This is a genomic window from Streptomyces sp. NPDC048734, assembly GCF_043198675.1.
Classification (GTDB): domain Bacteria; phylum Actinomycetota; class Actinomycetes; order Streptomycetales; family Streptomycetaceae; genus Streptomyces.
Genome location: NZ_JBICUZ010000003.1, coordinates 261,019 through 282,765 on the forward strand (window position 1 = coordinate 261,019; position 21,747 = coordinate 282,765).

The 21,747-nt window shown below is 74.7% G+C and carries 15 protein-coding genes; 5 read left to right on the forward strand and 10 right to left on the reverse strand.

Translation table 11 applies throughout. The annotated features are described in order from the left end of the window. Positions 1-23 precede the first annotated feature (23 nt). Complete coding sequence (locus ACGFQC_RS10215) at positions 24-1,562, forward strand: transglycosylase domain-containing protein (RefSeq protein WP_363087524.1); 1,539 nt, start codon at positions 24-26, stop codon at positions 1,560-1,562. Between the two features lie 186 nt (positions 1,563-1,748). Here ACGFQC_RS10215 and ACGFQC_RS10220 read toward each other — a convergent pair whose 3' ends face one another. Continuing rightward, a complete protein-coding gene (locus ACGFQC_RS10220; RefSeq protein ID WP_363087525.1) occupies positions 1,749-2,768 on the reverse strand; it encodes a hemolysin family protein in 1,020 nt (339 codons plus the stop codon). Continuing rightward, entirely contained in the window at positions 2,765-4,102 is a 1,338-nt protein-coding gene (locus tag ACGFQC_RS10225) for a hemolysin family protein (RefSeq protein ID WP_363087526.1), read from the reverse strand. The genes ACGFQC_RS10220 and ACGFQC_RS10225 overlap by 4 nt, the downstream gene beginning before the upstream one ends. A gap of 406 nt (positions 4,103-4,508) precedes the next feature. Here ACGFQC_RS10225 and ACGFQC_RS10230 point away from each other — a divergent pair, with 406 nt between their 5' ends. From ACGFQC_RS10230 to ACGFQC_RS10245, 4 genes are all read left to right on the forward strand, one after another. Beyond that, positions 4,509-4,727 (forward strand): hypothetical protein, encoded by a 219-nt coding sequence (locus ACGFQC_RS10230; protein ID WP_363087527.1) that lies wholly within the window; start codon positions 4,509-4,511, stop codon positions 4,725-4,727. A 109-nt stretch (positions 4,728-4,836) separates the two neighbouring features. Next, positions 4,837-5,844 (forward strand): sporulation protein, encoded by a 1,008-nt coding sequence (locus ACGFQC_RS10235; RefSeq protein ID WP_363087528.1) that lies wholly within the window; start codon positions 4,837-4,839, stop codon positions 5,842-5,844. Positions 5,845-5,981: 137 nt separating this feature from the next. After that, positions 5,982-6,437 (forward strand): TerB family tellurite resistance protein, encoded by a 456-nt coding sequence (locus ACGFQC_RS10240; RefSeq protein WP_363087529.1) that lies wholly within the window; start codon positions 5,982-5,984, stop codon positions 6,435-6,437. A 73-nt stretch (positions 6,438-6,510) separates the two neighbouring features. Continuing rightward, positions 6,511-6,723, forward strand: a complete 213-nt coding sequence (locus tag ACGFQC_RS10245) for a hypothetical protein (protein WP_363087530.1) — start codon at positions 6,511-6,513, stop codon at positions 6,721-6,723. A gap of 28 nt (positions 6,724-6,751) precedes the next feature. Here the strand turns inward: ACGFQC_RS10245 and ACGFQC_RS10250 are convergent, their stop codons facing one another. The 8 genes from ACGFQC_RS10250 to ACGFQC_RS10285 all read right to left on the reverse strand — a co-directional run bounded on the left by ACGFQC_RS10250 (position 6,752) and on the right by ACGFQC_RS10285 (position 21,558). Then, positions 6,752-7,684: a M56 family metallopeptidase gene (locus tag ACGFQC_RS10250; RefSeq protein ID WP_363087531.1), complete on the reverse strand. Its 933-nt coding sequence runs from the start codon at positions 7,682-7,684 to the stop codon at positions 6,752-6,754. 6 nt (positions 7,685-7,690) lie between these two features. After that, the gene (locus ACGFQC_RS10255; RefSeq protein WP_363087532.1) at positions 7,691-8,080 is read right to left on the reverse strand and encodes a BlaI/MecI/CopY family transcriptional regulator; all 390 of its coding nucleotides are present in this window, start codon (positions 8,078-8,080) and stop codon (positions 7,691-7,693) included. Positions 8,081-8,237: 157 nt separating this feature from the next. Then, positions 8,238-9,554 carry a Na+/H+ antiporter NhaA gene (gene nhaA, locus ACGFQC_RS10260; protein ID WP_363087533.1) on the reverse strand — a complete coding sequence of 439 codons (1,317 nt, stop codon included), beginning with the start codon at positions 9,552-9,554 and terminating at the stop codon, positions 8,238-8,240. A 192-nt stretch (positions 9,555-9,746) separates the two neighbouring features. After that, positions 9,747-10,826, reverse strand: a complete 1,080-nt coding sequence (locus tag ACGFQC_RS10265; RefSeq protein ID WP_363087711.1) for a helix-turn-helix domain-containing protein — start codon at positions 10,824-10,826, stop codon at positions 9,747-9,749. A 98-nt stretch (positions 10,827-10,924) separates the two neighbouring features. After that, positions 10,925-15,841, reverse strand: coding sequence for a DNA repair ATPase (locus ACGFQC_RS10270; RefSeq protein ID WP_363087534.1), 4,917 nt, complete (start codon positions 15,839-15,841; stop codon positions 10,925-10,927). A gap of 108 nt (positions 15,842-15,949) precedes the next feature. Further along, a complete protein-coding gene (locus ACGFQC_RS10275) occupies positions 15,950-17,983 on the reverse strand; it encodes a flotillin family protein (protein WP_363087535.1) in 2,034 nt (677 codons plus the stop codon). Positions 17,984-18,265: 282 nt separating this feature from the next. Next, a complete protein-coding gene (locus tag ACGFQC_RS10280) occupies positions 18,266-18,754 on the reverse strand; it encodes a hypothetical protein (RefSeq protein ID WP_363087536.1) in 489 nt (162 codons plus the stop codon). A 314-nt stretch (positions 18,755-19,068) separates the two neighbouring features. After that, on the reverse strand, positions 19,069-21,558 hold the full coding sequence (locus ACGFQC_RS10285; RefSeq protein WP_363087537.1) for a SpoIIE family protein phosphatase: 2,490 nt from the start codon (positions 21,556-21,558) through the stop codon (positions 19,069-19,071). Between the last annotated feature and the right edge of the window lie 189 nt (positions 21,559-21,747).

The following is a 21,747-nucleotide window of genomic DNA, read 5'->3' on the forward strand; positions in this document are numbered from 1 at the left end:
CGGGCCTGTGCGCGGCGGCCGTCGTGGCGTACCACCTGACGACCGTTCCCAAGCCGCACCCCGAGACCGTCACCCAGAGCACCGTGTTCCTCGACGCGGGCGGCGCCTACCTGGGCCGGCGCGGACCGGTCGACCGGCAGGACGTCCCGCTGTCCGCGGTCCCCGGGCATGTGCAGGAAGCGGTGATCGCCGCGGAGAACCGCTCCTTCCGCACGGACAGCGGGATCTCGCCGCGGGCCCTCGCACGGGCCACGCTGGCGACGCTGACGGGCGGCGACCCGCAGGGCGGCTCCACCATCACCCAGCAGTACGTGAAGAACGCGCTGCTGAGCCCGGAGCGGTCACTGTCCCGCAAGGCCCGCGAGGCGCTCATCGCGATCAAGCTGGACCGCACCCGCACCAAGGACGAGATCCTCGAGGGCTACCTCAACACCGTGTACTTCGGGCGGGGCGCCGCCGGCATCCAGTCCGCCGCGCGCAACTACTTCGGCGTGGACGCGAGGAGCCTGACGGTCTCGCAGGGCGCCGCGCTGGCGTCCATCGTCAACATCCCCTCGTACTACGAGAAGGCGGGCTCCGATCCGGAGGTGACCGCGACGCTGGAGAACCGCTGGGAGTGGGTGCTCGACGCGATGGTGGCGGGCGGGAGCATCACGGACGGGCAGCGGGCCGCGGCGCGTTTCCCGGCGTTCCGGTTCTATCCGCCGGGCGAGACCGAGGGACAGCGGCAGTACCTGATCGACGTCGCCGCCAGGGAGGCGGCCGACCGGCTCGGCATAGCCGAGGACCAGCTCGCGAGCGGCGGCTACAGCGTGACGACCACCTTCGACCTGGCGGCGCAGGACCGCGCCGCGCAACTGGTCGGGGAGCATCCCGGGGGCAAGGGCGTCCGGGTGCACACGGCCGTCGTGGGGATGGTGCCCGGCGACGGTGCGGTGCGGCTGCTGCACGGGGGCTCGGACTACGCGCGGCAGCCGTTCAACGACGCGGTGAGCGGGGCGGTGGAGGCGGGGACGGCCATGGAGCCGTTCAGCGGGCTGAGGCGGGCGGGCGAGCCGCTGGGCAAGCTGCTGAGGACGGCGGCGCCGACTCCGCTGCGCCTGGCGTCGGCGTACGCGACGGTGGCGGCGGACGGCAGGTACGCCACCCCGTACACCGTCGCGCGCATCACGCGGGAGGGCCGCACCGTCTACCGGGCGCGTCCCGAGGTGCGGCGCGTGCTGGACGAGAGGGAGGCGAGGGAGGCGGACGCGCGGTCGGGGGCCGGACCGGCGCCCGTGGTCGCCGGATCGGCGGGGGCGAAGGCGTTCACCACCGGCGGGGCGGGCGGCGGGATCACCCGGCGGACCGTGTGGACCACCGGGTACGACGGCCGGCTCGCCCTGACGGTCGCGCTGTTCGCCGACCGGGCGGGCGGCAGGAAGGGCACGACGGTGCCCGCGCGGCTGCCGAACGAGCCGTCACCGACCGCGTTCGCGCAGCGGGTGGCGGCGGGGCTCTGGGAGGCCGCCGCGGAGGGCGGGCCGGAGAGGGCGGCGGAGGAGGACGGGGGGAGGGGGTGACGGGGGCGGGCGCCGGGGAGGCGGCTCGGTCCTCCCCGTACGGCGGCCAGGGTGACCGGCGGGCAGGTGCGGCGGAAGGGCCCGGCCCAAGGGCCCGCGCCGGAAGGGCCCGGCCCAAAGGCGCGCCCTTCTCACCCGTGTGCGGGCGCCCCGGGCTGCCGGGGCACCCGCACACGGGGTTCGCCGTCAGGCCGTCTGTGGCTGCAGGAAGCGCGCCAGCAGGTCGTCCAGGCTGACCATGCCGGTGAGCCGGCCGGAGGCGTCGAGGACCACGGCGAGCGAGGCGCGGCGCCGGCGCAGGAGGTCGATCGCCTCGGCGACGGTGGTGTCCTCGGTCAGCTCGGGCACCGGCCGGGCCAGGGCGCGGGCGGTGACCGTCCGCCCCCGGGCGCGGGCCACGACGGCGTCCCGGGCGTGCACGGAGCCGAGGACGGTGTCGTGGTCGCGGACCAGGAGCCGGGTGCGGCCGTGGTCCGCGGCGAGGCGCAGGATCTCGTCGAGACCGGCGCCGCCGTCGACCGAGGTGATCCCGGCGGCCGGTACCCGCAGTTCCCGCACCGGTGTCTGCGGCTCGGTCAGGGAACGGGTCAGCAGTTCCGAGTCCGTCTCGCTGATCAGGCCGAGCCGCTCGGACTCCGTCACCAGGTGGGTGAGCTGCTCCCGGTCGTGGACGGAGGCCAGCTCGTCGCGCGGGCTGACCCGGCACAGCCGTACCAGTGCGTTGCTCATCCTGTTCAGCACCGAGATCAGGGGCCGGACGGTCTTCACCACGGCCCGGAAGGGCGGCGAGAGCAGCATCGCCGAGCGCTCGGGGTGGGCGATGGCCCAGGACTTGGGGGCCATCTCGCCGACCACCATGTGCAGGAACACCACCACGGTCATCGCGACCGCGAAGGCGATCCCGTAGCTGACCGCGCTCGGCAGACCCAGCTCGTGCAGGAGCGGGTCGAGTTCGTGGGAGATCGCGGGCTTGGACACCGAGCCCAGGCCCAGCGTGCACACGGTGATGCCGAGCTGGGCGCCGGCGAGCATCAGCGACAGTTCGCGCATGCCGGCCAGGGCCGCCTTCGCGCCCTTGCGGCCCTCGGCGGCGGCCTTCTCCATGCGGTGGCGCTTGGCGGCGACCAGCGCGAACTCGGCGGCCACGAAGAACCCGCTGCCGACCAGCAGCAGCGCGGTGACGAAGAGCGCCATCGGGAAACTCATGCCTGCTCCCCGCTCTCCCGGACCGGCCGCCCGATCCGCACGCGTCCGGGCACGTGCCGGTCGAGGGTGCGCACGTCGATCACCGCGGTGCCGCCCTCCGGCAGCTCGACGGTGAGGCGGTCCCCGATGGCCGGGAAGCGGCCCAGCCGGTCGACGATCAGGCCGGCCACGGTGTCGTAGTCCTCCTCCTCGGGCAGCCGGACGCCGGTGGCCCCGGCCACCTCGTCCAGCCGGCGTCCGGCGTCCACCAGCCAGCCGCCGCCGTCCGCGACGGCGATCTCGATGACGGTGTCGGTCTCGTCGGCGATGTCGCCGACCAGTTCCTCGGCGATGTCCTCGTACGTGACGATGCCCGCCACACCGCCGTGCTCGTCCAGGACGACGGCGAACTCGTCGTCCCGCTCCCGCATCCGGGTCACGGCGTCGGGCAGCGGGAGCGTGTCCGGCAGCAGCAGCGGCCGCCGGGCGAGGGCGCCGGCCGTGGTGCCCGCGAGGCGGTCGGCCGGCAGGCGCATCAGCTCGGCCACGCCGAGGACGCCGCCGACGTCGTCGGGGTGGTCGCCGAGCACCGGGTAGTTGGAGTGGCCGTGCTCGGCGATCAGGCCGACGGCCTCGGCGGCGGTGGCGTCCCTGCGGACGAAGACGGCGCCGGCCCGCGGCACCATCACCTCGTCCAGCGTCCGCGCGGAGAACTCCAGGGCGTGGTCGAGCAGGGCGGCCGTGTCCTTGGGCAGGGCCCCCTGCTCGTGGGACTCGCCGATCAGGTGGCCCAGCTCCTCCAGGGTGGCGCCGTGGTGCAGCTCCTCCACCGGTTCGATGCCGGCCCTGCGCAGCAGCCTGTTCGCCGCCCCGTCGAAGACGCGCACGAGGGGGCCGACGACCTTGAGGTACGCCAGCGTGGAGGCGGCCAGCGACTTCGCCAGCCGCTCCGGCACGGCGATCGCGAGGTTCTTCGGGGCCAGCTCGCCCAGCACCATCTGCACGACCGTGGCCAGCACGAAGGCCAGCACGACGGAGATGCCGCTCACGGCGGCACCGGGGATGCCCAGACCGGACAGCGCGGGTCGCAGCAGTGCGGACACCGACGGCTCGGCGATGAAGCCGACGACCAGCCCGGTGACGGTGATACCGAGCTGCGCGCCCGACAGCATGAAGGACAGGCGCTCCAGCACCTTCAGGGCACGGGCGGCCTTCCGGTCCCCGGAGGCGGCCTCACGGGCGAGGGCGAGGCGGTCGGCGGAGACGTAGGCGAATTCCTGGGCGACGAAGTATCCGGTGCCCGCGGTCAGGACGAAGACGGCCAGCAGGCCCAGGAGGGCGTTCGCGGCACTCATCGAACACCATCCCGCCGCGTGCCGTGCTCAGGAAGTGCCTGGCGGGATGGTCCGGGACTGTGCCCCGGGGGGTCCGTCGATCTGGCGGACAACTGATGGCTCCTTGTCTAGGTGTACGTCATCCGGAAAACGGTCCTGGCCGAAACCTTGTTCCCCGAGCCCGTCCGGACACCGCGTCCGGCGAGCCGCCGGCACCGGTCTCCGGGCGTCCCGTGCCGTCTCCCGGCGGCCCGCGGCCACCGGCGGGAGACGCCGGCGGCGAGGCGGCGCGAGCACCCGTTTTCGGTCTTTCCCGGTGGCCCGGCGCCGACCGCGCCCCTCCCCGCCTGCGACAGCCCTATGATTCTACTCGTTTGTAGAAGGTCCGCGACAGGGCCGGACCTCACGCACGCGGAAGAGGACACTCATGGCTTCGATCGACCTGGACAAGGTGCTCGACAAGGCCTGGGCGGACAAGAGCCTGCCCGAGATCCTGGCCGCCCCGGTGGGGGCGCTCAAGGGCGTCTCCGACCGTGACGGCGAGCTGCTCCGGGAGGCGTTCGGGGTCGAGACCGTGGCCGACCTGGCCGAGCTGAAGTACGTCCGCCGGGCGCAGGCCCTCGCCGCGCTGAACGCCGCCGAGTAGCGCCGCCCCCGCGCACAGCCGCGGTGCCGTGCGTCCACCCCCGGCGCACGGCACCGCACCCGGACGAAACACACACGCACGCACGCACGCACAAGGAGTGGACGCCATCATGGTGTTCAAACGACTGCTCGGCTCACTCGGCGTGGGCGGACCCACCGTCGACACGGTCCTCGACCCCGGAGCCGCCCGCCCCGGCGGCACGCTGACCGGCCGGGTCCACCTCGAGGGCGGGAACGCCGACTTCGACATCGAGCACATCACCCTGGAGCTCGTGGCCCGGGTCGAGGCCGAGCACGACGAGGGTGAGAGCGAGGGCTTCGTCGCCTTCGAGCGGTTCACCGTCGGCGGCGGCTTCCGGCTCGGCGCGGGTGCGCGGCACAGCGTCCCGTTCGCGGTGACGCTGCCGTGGGAGACGCCCGTCACCGAGCTGTACGGGCAGGGCCTGGGCATCGTCCTCGGCGTGCGCACCGAGCTGTCGGTGGCCGGCGCCAGGGACAAGGGCGACCTGGACCGGCTGGACATCGCTCCGCTGCCCGCGCAGGAGGCGATCCTGGAAGCCCTCGGCCGGCTCGGCTTCGGCTTCAGGTCCGCGGACCTGGAGTACGGGCGCATCGGCGGCACCGGCCAGCAGCTGCCCTTCTACCAGGAGATCGAGCTGACCCCGGCGCCGCAGTACGCGCACCAGGTCAACGAGATCGAGGTGACCTTCCTGGCCCACCCGGGCGGCATGGAGGTCGTGCTGGAGGCCGACAAGCGCGGCGGCCTGCTCTCCGGCGGCCCGGACGCGCTGACCCGCTTCACCGTCGGCCACCACGACTCCCGCGACTGGAACACCGAGGTCGACGGCTGGATCCGCCGACTGGTCGAGCACCGGGCGCCGTACGGCTCCCACGGCGCCCACGGCGACCCGTACGCCGGGCACGGCCACGGCGGGTACGGACACGGCGACCACCACGAGGACCACCACCGTTCCGGCCCCGGCACGGGCACCGTCGTCGCGGCGGGTGCCGCCGGGCTCGCGGTCGGCGTCGTCGGCGGCATGGTCGCGGCCGAAGCCGTCGACGAGGTGGGGGACTTCTTCGAGGGCGACGAGGAGGGCGAGGAGGACGAGGGCTGACGGCGATCGGCTCCGGAGGGGGCGGACGGGCACGGCTCGCCGCCCCTCCCCGCCATCGGTTTCTACAGCACTGTAGAAGAAACGTCCGCCCGGCGCCCCGGCCCGGGCGAACACTCACCGACCCGTACGGAGTTCTCATGGCCCTGTGGGACCGCCTCAAGGAGTCCGCGTCGACGATGCAGACCCAGCTCGTGGCGAGGAAGAACGACCTCAAGAGCGGCGCCTTCCGCGACGCGAGCATGGCGATGTGCGCGCTCGTCGCCGCCGCCGACGGCACCGTCGACCCGTCCGAACGGCGGCGCGTGGCCCAGCTCATCGCCACCAACGAGGTGCTGCAGAACTTCGACGCCGACGACCTGCGCCGCCGCTTCGAGGCGAACCTCGACAGGCTCACCGCCGATTTCGACTTCGGCAAGGTGAGCGTCCTTCAGGAGGTCGCCAAGGCCCGGAAGAAGCCCGCCGAGGCCCGGGCCGTCGTCCAGATCGGCATCGTCATCGGCGGCGCGGACGGCGACTTCGACAAGGACGAGCAGGCCGTGGTCCGCGAGGCGTGCTACGCCCTCGACCTGCCGCCCCACGAGTTCGACCTCTGACCGGCCCGGACCGCGCGGCGGGCCGACGCACCCGTGACGCGGGCCCGCCGCGAACACGACGGGAGCCGCAGCGGTGACGCCGTACCCCGGCCGGCCCGCGGGGCGGAACCTCCTGCGGCATCTGCGCACGGTCGCGGTCCTGGCCAGTGCGGGGATGCTGATCGGCATCTTCCTGTCGGCCGTGCCCCCGAACGGGATCCCGCTGCCGTTCGGCGCCGGACACCACCAGGACCGGCACGCGGGCACCGTGACCGTCAGGGACGGGGCCGGACCCGTGCTCCCGTGACGCCCGGCCCGCCCGGGTCAGACCCGGGTCAAAGGGGCGTGGCCGCGTGCAGGATGAGGACCATCGTCACGGCGGAGTTCGCCGAGGACATCGCCGAGACGGCCGTTCCCACCGCCGCGCCCCACATCGCCACCCCGACCGACGTGAACAGCGACGGCCAGCTGCGTGCCGACGGGGCGGGTCCGAGCAGGGCCGCCACCCGGCGCGGCACCGGGCCCGCCGCGGCGAAGCCCGCCAGGGCCGCCGCCGGAGTGCCCCGGGAGACCAGGGCCGCCTTGCCGATCGCGTACGCCACGGCCCGGCGGCTGCCGACGCTGCGGGCCGCGTCCTCGTCCGCCCACCGCTCCGCCGCGTACGCCACCGCCGTCCGCAACGGCCGCAGGAACGGATTGGCCAGCGCGGCCAGCCGGACCGCGAGGAGGAAACGGTGGTGGCGGGCGGCCAGATGGGCCCGCTCGTGGGCGAACAGCGCCCGGCGCTCGGCCGGTTCCAGGCACTCCAGCATGGCCGTCGTCACCACCACGCGGTCCCGCCGGCCGCCCGGCAGCGCGTACGCGTAGGGCACGTCGTCCGGAAGGACGGCCACCTGCGTCCCCCGCAGGCCGACCAGCGCCCGGTGGGCACGACGGCGCACCCGCCCGTGCCGCCACAGCGCCCTGCCGCAGGCCACCAGCACCGCGCCCAGGGCGGGGATCGCCGCCTTGCCGACGACCTCGTCGTAGGGGACGGCCGCGCGCACCTCGGGGTCCGACCAGCCGTCCGGCAACGGGTTGCCGGGCAGCTGGGCGGTGCCGACCACCATCACCAGGCCGAGGCACAGCGTGCTGCACGCGGCCATCAAAGCCGCCACCCCGGTCAGCAGCCGGGTCGCGGTCCGTGGGTGCAGGTGCTGCTCGGCGAGGCGCGCGATCGGCCACGCCGTCAGCGGCAGCACCAGCGGCAGAAAGACGAACACCCCCATGAGGCCTCAGTCTTCCCCTTCGTCCCCCGGCCGGCCCAGCAGCTCCCGCAGCAGCCGCTCGTCGTCCGGCCCCAAACCGGTCACGAAACTGGCCAGCACCGCCTCCCGGTCGCTCTCGGAGTCCAGCACCCTGCGCATCTTGTGGGCGGCCAGCCCCGCCTGGTCCGACGCGGACGTCCAGGCGAAGGACCGGCCCGTACGCTCCCGCGTGACCGCCCCCTTGGCCAGCAGCCGGGTCAGGATGGTGATGACGGTCGTGTAGGCGAGGCCGCCGCCGAGGCGCTCCTGCACCCACCCGGCCGTCGCCGGCCCGTCCGCCTCCCGCAGCGCCGACAGGACCAGAGCCTCCAGCTCACCCTGCCCCCGCCGCCGGGGAACCTGCCGCCGCTCCGTCACGCCCCGTCTCCCTTCCACCGCCACCCGTTTCCCGCGCGGACATCGTATAGACACGCCGAGGATCGGGAGAGTGCCCGGCGAGCCCCGGGAAACCCGCGCCCCGTCCGCCCTCCACGGCACTGCCGTGCGCGCCCGTCCGCCCTCAGCCCGTCCGCCCTCAGCCCGTGCTCCCGGCGCCGTCGCGGCCGGAGCCGGAGGGCTGGTAGACGTCGGGCACCCCGTCGGCGTCCTCGTCCCGGGTCTCGGCCTCCCACAGGCGGCGGTAGATCGCGTTGCGGCGCCTGATCAGCAGGGCCGCGAGGACCGCGGCGGTGAGGGAGCCGACCAGGACGGCGGCCTTGCCGTGCTCGGCGGCGTCCGCGGCGGGGAAGGCGAGTTCGTCGATGAGCAGGGCCACGGTGAAGCCGATGCCGGCCAGCACCGCCAGGGCGAACACGTCCGCCCAGGCCAGGTCGGGGTTGAGGCGGGCCCGGGTGAAGCGGGCCGCGAGGTAGGTGCCCGCGAGGATCCCGACCGTCTTGCCCACCACCAGCCCGAGCACGACGCCCAGCGGCTCCGGCCGCGTGAACACCTCGCCCAGCGCGCCGGCCGACACGCCCACCCCGGCGGCGAACAGCGCGAACAGCGGCACCGCCACCCCGGCGGAGACCGGTCGCAGCAGGTGCTCGGTCCGCTCGCCGGGAGAGGCGTCCTCGCCCTCGTCGCGGGTCGTGCGCAGGAGCAGGCCCATCGCCACACCGGCCACCGTGGCGTGCACCCCGCCGTTGTACGTCAGCGCCCAGATCGTCACGCCCAGCGGCACGTACCACCACCAGCCCCGCACCCGGAACCGCTGCAGCGCGAAGAACACGCCCAGACCGGCCGCGGCCCCGGCGAGGGCGGCCGGGTTCAGGTCGCCGGCGAAGAAGAGGGCGATGACCAGGATCGCGCCCAGGTCGTCGACCACGGCCAGCGTCAGCAGGAAGGCCCGCAGGGCGGACGGCAGATGGGTGGAGAGCACCGCGAGGACGGCGAGCGCGAAGGCGATGTCGGTGGCCATGGGCACCGCCCACCCCCGGGTGCTGCCCCCGCCGACCGCGACGGTGGCCAGGTAGACGCCGGCGGGGACCGCCATGCCGCACAGGGCGGCGACCACCGGCAGGGCGGCCGCGGCCGGCGTCCGCAGCTCGCCGACGACCAGTTCGCGTTTCAGCTCGATCCCGGCGACCAGGAAGAACACGGTCAGCAGCCCGTCCGCCGTCCAGTGCCCCACCGACAGGTCCAGGCCGAGCGCGGCGATACCGAAGTGGGCGTCGCGCAGCCGCTCGTAGGTGTCGCCCCACGGGGTGTTCGCCCACACGAGCGCCACCACGGCCGCCGCCAGCAGCACCAGCCCGCCGACCGTCTCGGTCCGCAGCGCGCGGGCCACCTGCACCCGCTCCGGCCAGGGCAGCAGGCCGAGGAAGACGGAACGCTCGCGGGGCTCGGCACACATCCGGGAAGACCTCCACGGCATCGCTTCCTGGGCACACGTACCCCTTCGACGCCGACCAGACTTCCCGGCACACCCCGCGCCCGAAGACGCGTTCCCCTCACACTAACCACCACGGCCCGAGGTATGCGGTCCGAGCGCCTCCGGTTCCGCTCCGCCGCCGAGGCGTCTCCCGGCGGCCCCGCGGCGGGCGGGTCAGGCGGGCCTCGCCGGCCAGTCGAGCAGCCGCGCGCCGATCACCGCGGTCTGGAGGCTGTAGCGGTGCACCGGGTCGGAGGGGTCGGCGCCGGTGAGCTTGTGGATGCGCTCCAGGCGGTAGGTGAAGGCCCGCACGCTCAGGGACAGCCGCCGGGCCGCCTCCGCGCAGACGCAGCCGGAGTCGAAGTAGGCGGTGAGGGTGTCGAGGAGCGGCTGGGCACCGCCGCGGGCCTGGCGCAGGGGGCCGAGGGTGTTCTCCACCAGGTCGGCCATGGCCTGCCGGTCACGGGTGAGGACGGGGTAGACGAGGAGGTCGGCGGCGCGCAGCACGGGGTCGTCGAGCTCCAGGCGTTCGGCCAGGTCCAGGGCGTTCAGTGCCTCCTCGTACGACTGGACGACGCCCGCCGGGCCGGCGTGCGGGCGGCCGACCGCCACCTGGCCGCCGCCGGTCGCGGCGAACGCCTGCTTGGCGAAGTGCGCGAGGACGTCGTCCTGGCCGCCGGGGGCGACGCACACGAGCCGGCCGTCCTTGGTGGTGAGGAGGATGCTGCGGTCGCCGAAGCGGCCTATCAGCGCGCGCTCCACCTCCCGCAGCACCGGGTCGCCCTCGTCGTAGGCGTCCGTGCCGCGGGCCACGGCGACCGCGTGCTCGTAGGAGAGCCGCAGCCCGTAGCGTTCCGCCCGCTGGGCCAGCCGCCCCAGGTCGCTGCGGCCGTACAGCAGGTCGTCGATGAACTCCCGCCGGGCGGCCTCCTCCTGCCGCACGGCGTGCCGCTGGGCCCGTTCGTAGCCCTCCGCGAAGGCGTCGACGGCCTGCGCGGCGGCGGACAGCACGTCGTCCACGGACGCGCCGCTCCCGGTGGGCCAGTGCGCCCGGGTGGCCGCCAGGTGCGCCCCGACCAGGGCCCGCAGTCCGATTCCCGTCTCCGCGGCCTGTTCGCCCAGGGCGCGGCGCGACGCCAGCTCGTCCCGGGAGAGCCGGCGGCCGGTCGCCGAGGCGTCGGCGAGGATGCGGGCGTACCCCTCCAGGTACGCCTCGTGCCCCTCGTACCTGTCCGGCACGTCCCGTCCCGCCATGCCCGTCCCCCGAATCGAACGCGTCGTCGGCTTGCCGTGCATGCCGAATCCTTCTTCTGTGACCGCGGCGGAAACGTATCGCGTATGCCAGGGGCGCTTCAGTGCCCCTCGGCGCCGCGTACCGGGTGGGTCGCGTGCCGGCCGTTCGGGTGCGCGAGCGGGATGCGCGGGTCGGCGACCCGCGAGATGGCCGACTCGACGGCGGCGATCCGGTCGGCCAGGAGGCCGAGGGCGGCGACCGCACGGACGAGATGGTCGTCCTCCGGGCCGCCGAGGGCCAGGGTGCGCACGTGGGCGGCTTTCAGCTCCGCCCAACGGGAGGCCTGTCCGGGCGTGAGCGTGCCCCGCAGTTCGGCCAGCTTGAGCAGGTCGGCCTCGGCGCCGGCGGTGAGGGTCTGGGCCTCCGCCCGGTAGTGGTCGTCGATCAGGGCCGCCACTTCGGCGGCGTTCATGACGGGCTGGACGCGCTGGGCGATCTTGTTCATGTTGCGGTACGAGCCCTGGAGCCGGAAGGGCGGCTCGGTGCGGGTGGCCTCGGACCGCGCGGCGGAGGCGAGGTAGGCGGCGTTCACGGCCAGGACCGTCTCGCGGACCGTGAGCAGGTGGCCCAGGACCGCGAGGACGCGTTCCAGCTCCGCGGGAGCGTACGGGTGGGTGAGCCGGTCGGCGCGGGCCGCGGGGTCGTGCCCGGCGAGCCGGACGAGCAGGTCGAGGTCGGCGCGGTGGCGTCCGGCGAGCGGGGCGAGGACCGGGTTGGCGGTGAGGGCGTTCTCGACGAAGCTGGCGGCGAAGGCGTCCTCCTTGCCGGTCAGGACGTCGCCGAGGTTCCACACGTCGGCGCGGTTGGCGAGCATGTCGGGCACCTGGAAGCGGCCGCCGGACCCGGTGTAGGGGTTGCCGGCCATGCACACCGCGAAGCGCTTGCCGCGCAGGTCGTAGGTGCGCGGCTCGCCGTCCCGCACCCCCTCGACGCGACGGGTGGCGTCGCACAGCGGGATGAACCGCTGCAGCAGTTCGGGCGAGGTGTGCTGGATGTCGTCGAGGTACAGCAGGGTGTTGTTGCCCGCCGCCAGCGCGAAGTTGATCTTCTCGACCTCCCGGCGGGCGGTGGCGTTCGGGGCCTCGGCCGGGTCGAGCGAGGTCACCGCGTGGCCGAGGGCGGGGCCGCCGACCTTCACCAGCATCAGGCCGAGGCGGTCGGCGACGTACTCCACGAGGGTCGTCTTGCCGTAGCCGGGCGGGGAGAGGAGCAGCAGCAGGCCGCCGGTGCCGGTGCACCCGGACTCGCCCGTGGTGCCGAGCTGCTTGGCGAGGCTGTCTCCGACGAGCGGCAGGTACACCTCGTCGACGAGCCGGTTGCGGACGAACGCGGACATCACCCGCGGGCGGTGTTCGTCCAGGCGCAGCCGCGCGCGCTCCTCGGCCGCCAGGGCCGTACGGCGACGCTGGTGGGCCCGGTGGGCGGGCACCTCGTGCGTCCGGAACGCCCGGGTGCGCGCGAGGAGTTCGTCGACCCGGACCGTCAGGGTGCCGCCGGTGAGGCGGGGGTGGGAGCCGAGCAGGCCCTCGACCGTCTCGGTCAGGGGCGCGTCGCAGTCGTAGCGGGGCAGCTCCGGGCACAGCTCGGCGGCCACGGCCTCCGCCAGGTCACCGGGGGCGAGGTCGGTGCCGGTGGAGGCGGCGTACGCGGACAGCCACGCCTCGGCCAGTTGCCGGCGCGCGCCCACGTCATCGAGGGCGTCGAGGTCCTCGTGGTACGCCGCCGTGCCCACCGTGCGGCGGAACGTGTCGAGCAGGGTGCGCGCGCCCGCGCTGACGACGAAGCCGTCGGGGCCGCCGGTCAGTTCCTCGAAGAGGTAGGCGGAGGCGGCGTCCGCGGCCTCCCCGCCGATCGCCTCCGCCAGCTCCCGCCGCAGGTCGGCGATGGCGGGCGCGAGCCCGAACGTCTCCCGGGCGCGGGCGAGGGACACGGCCCGGCGGGTCCACGCCTGGCGTTCGCCGGCCGTCGTGCGGTGCGCCCAGAACAGCTGGGCGGCCGCGCGGGCCGCCGGCTCGTGGCGCAGCGGGCCCGCGCCCTCGTACAGGCGCAGCAGCGCGGTGAGGATCAGGACGGCGTCGTGGTCGTGGACCCCGCGCTCGTACCCCTCGTCGTACGCCTCCTGGGCCGCCCGGCGCACCAGGGCGGGCAGGTCGGTCCCGGCGAGCGCCGCCGGGCCGTGCTCGTCGAGCAGCCGGGCGGCGAGGTGTTCGGCGCGGTAGACCCCGGGGGACTCCGACGGCAGCGGGCGGTCCCCGTACGGGCCGGCCGTCTCGAAGCCGGGGTCGGTGACCGGACGGCGGTAGTCGGTGCCGGTGATCGCGAAGGCCAGGCCGTCGCCGTGCGGGACGAGGGTGAGGTCGAGCGGCTGGGTGTTCACCGCGAAGCGGTGGGTGCCCAGGCGGACGGTGCGGCCGCCGTCGGCGTACAGGTCGATGCGGTCGCGCAGGGCGCGGCCGGCCTCCTGGCGGGCGGCCTCGAGGCGGCCGTCCAGCTCCTCGGCCCGGACCCGGTCGCCGAGCGCGCGCAGTTCGGCGGCGATGCGGCGGACCTGGGCGGGCAACGGGTCGGAGCCGAAGTACGTGACGACGCCGTCCTCGTCGGCGAGCGCGCGGGCCCGGCGGGCGACCGTAGCCAGGATCCGGCCCGCCGAGTCGGCCAGGCGCTCGGCGCGGCGGGCCCGGGCGTCGGCGAGGTTCTGCTTGCGGACGGAGAACGCCTCGTGGATCTCCTCGCGCCGGTCGGCGAGTTCGCCGAGGAAGTCGTCGAAGTCGGCGGACCGCGCGAACCGCGCCTCCAAGTTCTCCACCTGGAGGAGCAGGCGGGCGAGGTGCTCGTCGCACGCCTCGGGGCTGTCGGCGGACGCGAGGGCGCCGGTGACGGCCTGGCCGAGCAGGGCGGACTCGGCGGCGAACTCGGCGCGCCCCTCGTGGCCGTGGAGTTCGCGGCGGCGGCCGTCGAGGACGGCGCGGGCCCGGTTGGCGCCGGCCAGGACCTCGGAGATCCGCTCCAGGACCGCCGTGCGGACGGTCGCGTCGCCGATGTCGAGACCCGCGACGACCTCGGTCACCGTGCCCAGCGCGCCGGTGAGTTCGTCGATGCGGGCGGCGACGGGGGCGGCCCCGGCGACGGTGGTGAGGGCGGCCGCGTCGGCGAGGAGCCGCTCGACGTCCGCGTGCTGGTCGGCGAACGCGTCGTCGCGGGCCAGGTGCGCGACCGCCCGCTGCCCGAACGAGGCGAGGCCGGCCTCGACGTCCGCGGCCAGTTCGTCGATGCGGGCCGTGTCGGCGTACCGCATGTCCTTGAGCGTGAGCAGGTGTCCGTGCGCCTGCCGCAGTTCGGTCAGGCCGGACACCCAGGCGGCGGCGCCCCGCGGGACCTCCCCCCGCAGCCGGCGCACCACCCGGGCGGCCCGGTCCGCCCCCTCGTCGAGCGCGTCGGCGGCCTGCCGGGTCAGTGCCCGGACGGTCCCGAACTCGGTCAGCACCTGCCCGGCCGTGGTGCGCACCCGCGTGAGCGGCTCGTGCAGGTCGCCGAGACCGGGGTCGGCCAGCCAGTGGCAGGTGTCGGCCGTCCGGTCGCAGGCCGCGACCAGCGCCTCGTACCCCTCGCTCGTCGGGGTGGTCCCGGCGACCGCCCCGGCGATGGACAGGCAGTCGGAGATGCCCCGCACGAGGTCGGCGTTGCCGACGCGGGCGAGCGGGCCGTCGCCGACGGGCCGGGCGGCGGCACGGGTGTCGGAGAGGTAGGGGGAGCTCCACAGCTGGACGGGGTGGACGCGCTGCGGCTCGTCGTCCTCACCGCGCAGCAGGACCAGCGTGCCGTCGTCGAGGAGGGCCCAGCCCCGGCAGGTCAGCGGGGCCGCGACCGCCTTGCGGATCACGTTGTACGGCAGCAGGAGGCTGCGGCCCGCCGCGGGCGCGCGGAACGCGAAGAGGACGTCCTCGCCGTTCGGTGATCGGACCGTCCGCTCGAACTCCAGGTCCGCCGCGTGCGCGAGGCCGTCGAGGCCGTCGAAGGTCTTGTACGGGCCGGTGGCCAGGCAGTAGCCGCCGGGGAAGACGATGCCCTGCTCCTCGGGCAGGCGGCGGCACGCCCGCCCTACGCCGTCGAGGCGGACGACGCTCGCGGTGAGCGTGTCGAACACCAGGTACCGGTGGGCGTCCTCCTTGTAGGGGCGGACCCGCAGCAGGATCAGGGCGCCCACCCGCGCGTACGCGATGTCGGCGTCGGCGAGAGCCTGCAACGGCTCGTCGACGGGTTCGCGGTGGATGCCCTCACCCGTCTCCGTGTCGTCCTCGGTCTTGACGGTGAGGGCGCCGCCGACGGTCGTGACGAAGAGTTCGCCCGCGACGGACACGTGCGGGTGGCGGCCGAGGACGTGGTCCTCGCGGGTCGTGGCGGTCCAGGTGAAGTCGTGGGCGGGTGGGGGGACGTGGTCGCGGTCGCCGCGCGCGTCCACGAAGGACACCTGCCCGTCGTCGGCGAGCGCCCAGCGCAGGACGCGGATGTCGCCCGCCTCGACGCCGGTGCGGAAGACGGCCAGGAGCCTGTCGCCGACGCGGTTCAGGCGCAGCAGCCGGGCCTGGCTGTAGTAGCGGTGCAGGGCCGCGAACTCCCGTACGAAACCGGGGTCGTCGAGCAGGCCGGGCACGGCGTCGTCGGGCAGCCGGGCCAGGTCGCGGTCGTGCAGCGCGAAGACGTCGCCCACGGCCGTGTCGGGCCCCCGGCCGGTGGGGGCGTTGCGGCCGAGGAGCAGCACGTCGCCGACGGCGACGAGGTCGCGGGGCACGCAGGCGCGCTCGGTGTGCAGCCGCCCGGTGCCGGTGAGTTCGAGGCGCACGGCGCCGAACTCCTCGACACGGCGGGCGTTGAGCGCCTCGGCGCGGCGGGCGAGTTCGGCCGCCTGCGCGGTGAGCCGGTCGCGCAGCACCTCGTACGTGCCGGTGTCCATGCCGGTGTCCATGCCGGTGTCCATGGGGTCCCTCTCGGAAGTCGGGAAAGCGGTCCGGAGCTGCCGTCCCCTGTGCGTCAGCTCCGGACCGCCGGGCGGCCGCGGGGAAGGGCCCCCGCCCCACCCGGCCGGTCAGCCCTTGGCGCTGCCGTTGACGGCGGCGAGCGGGACGTCCGCGACACCCAGCTCACCGGCCCTGTCCAGCAGCTGCCGCAGGGCGCCGGAGTCGGCCCCGCCCGTCTTCATCAGCTTCATCAGCAGCGCGGAGACGGTCAGGTTCTGCACGTCGGCCGTGGAGACCGAGCCGAGGATCCGGCCGAGGTCGTCGGCGAGGTCCGCGGAGCCGTCCAGCCAGGGCCCGGCCAGGGCCTGTGCCGTCTCGGAGTGCCGGACGAACCCGTCGACGCTCTTGCCGAGCGCGACGGAGGAGACCAGGCGGTCGAAGAAGACGGACTCGCCGCCCACGATGCTGATGTCGGCGTTCTCCAGGCCGGTGGCGAGGACGGTGGCCTGGGCCTCGGCGACCTGCCGGTGCGTCTCCAGTCCGGCCAGCCGGATGTCCTTCTCCGCCTGGAGCCGCAGCCGGTACTCCTCGTGGCCGCGGGACGCCTCGTCGAGCGCGGCCATCGCCGCCGCCTTCTCGGTCAGGCCGGCCGCCTCCGCCTTCAGTTTCTCGCCGATGCCCTCGGCCTCGGCGAGCGCCTTCGCCCGGGCGCCCTCCGCCTCGGCCCGCATCCGCGCCTCGGCCGCCCCGGCCTCGGCCCGGCCGGTCTTCTCGACGACCTCGGCCTCCTTGTCCCGGACCCGGACGGCCGCCAGGCCCTCCGCGGCGGCCTCCGCCTGGACGCCCTCCGCCAGCCGCAGCTTGGCCCGCGCGTCGAGGTCGGCGCTCTTCAACCGGGCCTCGGCGAGGGTGAGTTCCTCGGCGGCACGGTGCACTGCGGCCTGCTCGGCGGCCTCCGCGGCCTTGATGTCCTTGACCAGCCTCTCCTGCGCCTGCGCCTCGGCGGCGATGACCACGGCCTGCCGCTGCCGCTCCGCCTCCTCCACGGCACGCAGCTTCTTGATCGACTCCTCCTGCTCGGCGACCGTGCGGTCCACGGCGACCCGCTCCCGGATCACCTCGGCGATCTCCCGCTTCTCCGCCTCGACCTCCTTCTCGGCGGCGATCCGCGTCAGCCCCGTCTCCCGCTCGCGGGCGATGACCTCGAGCAGCCGGTCCTTCTCGATCCGCTCGCTTTCGACGGCGATGACCCGCTCGCGGTTCTTCGCGGCGACGGCGACCTCGCGGGCCTGGTTCTCGCGCTGCACCCCGAGCTGCTCCTCGGTCTTCAGGAACGCGCTCTGCGCCCGCAGCCGCTCCTCCTCCACCACCCGCGCCGTCTCGGCCTCCTCGCGGGCCCGCACGGTCTCGATCTCCCGCCGCTGCCTGATCTCGGCGTCGGCCTGGCGGCGCTCCAGCTCCAGGACGGCCTCGCGGGCGTCGACGTTCTGGCGGGTGATCTCCTTCTCCTCGTGGCGCCGGAACTCGTTGGTGCGCACGTGCTCGATCGCCGTCAGCTCGGTGATCTTGCGGATGCCCTGGGCGTCGAGGACGTTGGCCGGGTCGAGCTGGGTGATCGGCGTCTGCTCCAGGTAGTCGATCGCCGCGTCCTCCAGGTGGTAGCCGTTGAGGTCGACGCCGATGACCTCGATGATCCGGTACCGCAGCTCCTCGCGCTTGGTGTACAGGTCGGTGAAGTCCAGTTGCTTGCCGACGGTCTTCAGCGCCTCGGAGAACTTCGCGTGGAACAGCTCCTGCAGCGTGTTCCGGTCGCTCGCCCGTGCCGTACCGACGGCCTGGGCGACCTTGACGACGTCCTCGACGGTCTTGTTGACCTTGACGAAGAACGAGATGCGGATGTCGGCGCGGATGTTGTCCCGGCAGATCAGCCCTTCCTTGCCGGCCCGCGTGATCTCGATGGTCTTCACCGAGATGTCCATCACCTCGGCCTTGTGGAGCACGGGCAGTACGACCTGCCCCGTGAAGGTCACGTCGACCTTGCGCAGCTTGGAGACGATCAGGGCCTTGCCCTGCTCCACCTTGCGGAACAGGCGGGAGACGACGAGGAAGAGGACGAGCGCTGCGAGCAGGCAGACGCCGACGCCCACGGTGATGGCAGTCATCAGAAGCATCCTTGGCAGGTGAGGGACCCGGGACCGGGAGGGCCCGGACGTCCTCGGGAGTCGGAGGGATCATGCGGAGCGCATGCCGGGGTCCGGAAGCGGACATGCGCTTCCGTGCTCCCCCGGAGGACACCCCGCAGGCCGGAGCGGTGGCGGCTGCGGCCTGCGGGGGCGGCTACGGCTACGGCCGCAGTTGTGGCTGCGGCTACGGCTGGTTGTGGCTGCGGCTACGGCTGGCTGCGGCTACGGCTGGCTGCGGCTACGGCTGGTTGTGGCTGCGGCTCAGGCAGCCCGACCGCGTGCCCGGTGTGCCGCGTCGGGGCGGTCGCTCCGGAAGAGGCCGTCGCCCGCCCGCTCCGGACGGACCGCGCGGCGCGGCCCGGCGGGGTCCGGCGGGGACGGCACAGGTTCATCGGGGCGGAGGCGCTGCGGCAGCCGCACCAGCGCCCGGGCCGCACACCACGCGACCGCGGGAGCGGCGGCGAGGACGGCGAGCCCTGTCAGCGCACGCTCCGGCCCCGGGGAGGCGAGCGGCTCCAGCAGGACGGCCGCGCCGAGGCTGCCGGACCAGGCGAGGGCCGTCCACAGGGAGACCGCGACCGCGACCGGTACGCCGCCCAGCCCCAGCGCGCCGAGGTCCGCGTCCCCGTCGAACGTGCGCGGGCCGGCGGCCCCCACCGCGACCAGCAGCCAGAAGCCCGCGGCCGCCAGCAAAGGGACGGTGAACAGGAAGGTCGGAAACCCGGTGGCGACCATGAAGAACGTCCGCATTCCCAACCCCCCGATCGGTCCCGTCCCGCGACGGCCTCGGCACGCCCGGGCAGCCTGGTGCCGGGCACCTGCCGGTGCTCGGCACCGAGGCCTCCCCCGCGTGCTCCCCTGGCCCCCATCCTGCCCGCGCCGCCGCCTCACCGCATTGCCGGATCCCGGCAGTCTTGGCCGGACCGTCCATGCCGGTGCCCTGCCAAGAAGGCGTCAAGAGGGCGCCGGGGCCGCCCCTTCGGAGCCCGGACCGCGCGTCCGGCGTGGCACCGGGTTCCGGCACCGGCCGTCAGACACGGGGCACCGGGTTCCGGCACCGGCCGTCAGACACGGAGGGCCTTCCCTTCCCGGGCGGGCACGGTGATCAGCAGCAGGGTCACGTCGTCGTCGTGGACGGCCGTGTCGGGGATGAGGGTTCTGATCAGGCGGGACGCCGCCCGGTCGAGGCTCTCCGGGTTCGCGAGGGCGCCCTTCGGGGCGCCGTCCAGGGCGCGGGTGAGCAGGTCGATCCGGGCTTCGATGTCGGTGCCGGGCCGTTCCACCAGTCCGTCGGTGTAGAGCACCAGGGTGCTGCCCGGCGGCAGCGGCCGGGTCGCCTCCTCGAACGGCATCCCGCCGCCGCAGGCGTCGTTGACGCCCAGCGGCACGCCGACCGGTGCCGGCAGCCGGCGGGCGGGCCCGTCGGGGGGCACGACGATGACGGGCAGGTGCCCGGCCGAGCACAGGGTGACCTCGCACGCGTCCTGGTCGATCACCAGGTAGGCGCAGGTGACGAGCTGGTCCGCCAGATCGCCGACGAACGCGTCCAGCCCGGTCATGAGCCGGCCGGGCGTCGTGCCGGTGCGGGCCAGCGCGTGCGAGGCGGCCCGCAGCTGCCCCATCACGGCCGCCGCCTCCAGGCCCCGGCCCATCACGTCGCCGATGACGACGCCGGTACGGCGCCCGTCGAGGGGGATGACGTCGAACCAGTCGCCGCCGACGCCGGGATCCTGGACGGACGCCAGGTAGCGGTGGGCGCTGGGCAGGTACGGGAGCCGGGGCGGCTCGCCCATGAGACTGTGCTGCAGGGTGTAGGCGACGTGCCGCTGCTGCTCGTAGCGCTCGGCGCGTTCGGCCTCGGCCCGTCTGCGTTCGGTGATGTCCCGTACGGTCAGGAACACCAGGGTCTCCTGCTCGGTGCGGAGGCTGCTGACGCTCACCTCGACGGGGAACTCACCGCCGTCGCCGCGCAGCCCGTACAGGCCCCTGTCCGTGATCGTCGGCTTCGGGTCGCGCAGGCGCAGGTAGGCGCCGAGGAGGGCGCCGTGCCGCCGGCGGCGCGCAGCGGGCGCCAGGTCGACGACCCCGGTCCCGACGAGGTCGCCCGGCGCCCGCCCGAACAGGGGCTCCACCTGCGCGTTGGCCATGACGACGACGCCCCTGCCGTCCGCGATCAGGGTGGCGTCGGGCGCGGACTCCAGCAGCGCGCGGAAGCGCCGGTGGGAGCGCTGGACCTCGCGCTGCGCCGCGGCGCGTTCGGTGACGTCGGTGGCCACGCCGCACAGCGCGTAGGGCGTGCCGTCCGGGTCGTTGAGGGGGAACAGCGAGGTGAGGACGTCCCGGGGACCTCCCGGAAGGGAGAGCGACTCCTCACGCTGCACGGGGGCGCCGCCGGCCAGCACGGCGCGGTCGGCGGACCGCACCTGACGCGCCAGGGCGGGGGGCAGGACGTCCCGGTCCCGGCGGCCCAGCGTCCGGTCCCGGGACAGGCCCGTGGTCTCCTCGAACCTCGTGTTGACCGCGAGGTAGCGGCCGTCGAGGTCCTTGATGAACACCACGGCCGGGGTGTGGTCCATGAAGGCCTGCAGCAGCGCGTTCTGCCGCACCTGCCATTCGGCACGCGCGTGTGCCACCTCGACCCGGCGGCCCACGGCCAGGGCGGTGAAGACGACCGCGGTGAACACCGCGACGTGGCCGCACACCAGCAGCGCGATGCCCAGCCGCGCCCCGAACAGCCCCGCGTCCTCGCCCGCGAGGACGGCCCAGCCCAGCAGCGGTGGCACGACCGCGGCGGTGGCGAACAGCCACCGGCCCAGCGTGCCCGTGGTGCCCGCGTTCGTCAGCAGTCCCGCGGGGCCCTCGTCCGGCCGGGCCAGGAAGACGGCCGTGCCCAGCAGCACCAAGGCGAGCGCGGTGTGCAGGGCCATCCCCGTGTAGGCGCCGAACCGCTCCAGCTCGGGCACCGCGTAGGCGGCCCCGTACAGCCGCAGCATGCCGAGGGCGCCCACGGCCAGGCCCGGGATCTGACTGATCCGGGCGGGGACCCGGGGCGTACCGGCGCACAGCGACGCCAGGGCCCCGAGGGTGAGAGCCGCGGCCGTGTTGGGGGCCATCCGGCCGGGCGTTCCCGTCGCCGTCGCCGCGGTGTCGTCGGTGAAGAGGAGCTCGTCGATGCCGAGGTCCGCCCCGGTCGTGTACTCCAGGACGGTGAGTACGCCGATCAGGGCGGCCAGGGCCGCGGCGGCCCGGGCCGCGACGATCCGCGCGCGGACGGGACCGGTGGCCACCAGGTACAGGGAGAGCCCCAGTGCCAGCACGGCCACGGCGGTGTTCGGCTTCATGGCCACCTGGTCGCCGGGCAGCACCCTCTTCAGCGCGTCGGCGTCGACGACCCATCCGACCAGACTCACCGCACCGAGCAGGGCGGCCGTCAGGGCGGCGGCGCGGGCCACCGCGCGAGCGACGGCCAGGACCGATGCCCGGAACGGCAGACCGTCGGCCTGCACCGCTCCCCGCGTGCCGGGCGGCTCGGGCGCCTGCTGCTCTCTCGTCACCGCGTTCCTCGTGATGAAGGACCGATTACCGGTCGACATTCTTCAGGTTAGAAGCGACAAAAGGTAAATGTGCAGCGATATGCCCCCCGCCCCGTCCACGCCCCTGCTCCTGCCCCCTGCCCCTGCCGTCGGCGTCGCCTGTCCGGCCCCGGCGCGCGGTCCCGGGCGGAGAACGGTGAAGCCCGCCCC

Bases quoted from the DNA above. Each gene is read 5' to 3' on its own strand.
- ACGFQC_RS10220 (WP_363087525.1), bottom strand. From the start codon at position 2,768: ATGAGTTTCCCGATGGCGCTCTTCGTCACCGCGCTGCTGCTGGTCGGC.
- ACGFQC_RS10225 (WP_363087526.1), bottom strand. From the start codon at position 4,102: ATGAGTGCCGCGAACGCCCTCCTGGGCCTGCTGGCCGTCTTCGTCCTG.
- ACGFQC_RS10230 (WP_363087527.1), top strand. From the start codon at position 4,509: ATGGCTTCGATCGACCTGGACAAGGTGCTCGACAAGGCCTGGGCGGAC.
- ACGFQC_RS10235 (WP_363087528.1), top strand. From the start codon at position 4,837: ATGGTGTTCAAACGACTGCTCGGCTCACTCGGCGTGGGCGGACCCACC.
- ACGFQC_RS10240 (WP_363087529.1), top strand. From the start codon at position 5,982: ATGGCCCTGTGGGACCGCCTCAAGGAGTCCGCGTCGACGATGCAGACC.
- ACGFQC_RS10250 (WP_363087531.1), bottom strand. From the start codon at position 7,684: ATGGGGGTGTTCGTCTTTCTGCCGCTGGTGCTGCCGCTGACGGCGTGG.
- nhaA (WP_363087533.1), bottom strand. From the start codon at position 9,554: ATGTGTGCCGAGCCCCGCGAGCGTTCCGTCTTCCTCGGCCTGCTGCCC.
- ACGFQC_RS10265 (WP_363087711.1), bottom strand. From the start codon at position 10,826: ATGGCGGGACGGGACGTGCCGGACAGGTACGAGGGGCACGAGGCGTAC.
- ACGFQC_RS10270 (WP_363087534.1), bottom strand. From the start codon at position 15,841: ATGGACACCGGCATGGACACCGGCATGGACACCGGCACGTACGAGGTG.
- ACGFQC_RS10275 (WP_363087535.1), bottom strand. From the start codon at position 17,983: ATGACTGCCATCACCGTGGGCGTCGGCGTCTGCCTGCTCGCAGCGCTC.
- ACGFQC_RS10280 (WP_363087536.1), bottom strand. From the start codon at position 18,754: ATGCGGACGTTCTTCATGGTCGCCACCGGGTTTCCGACCTTCCTGTTC.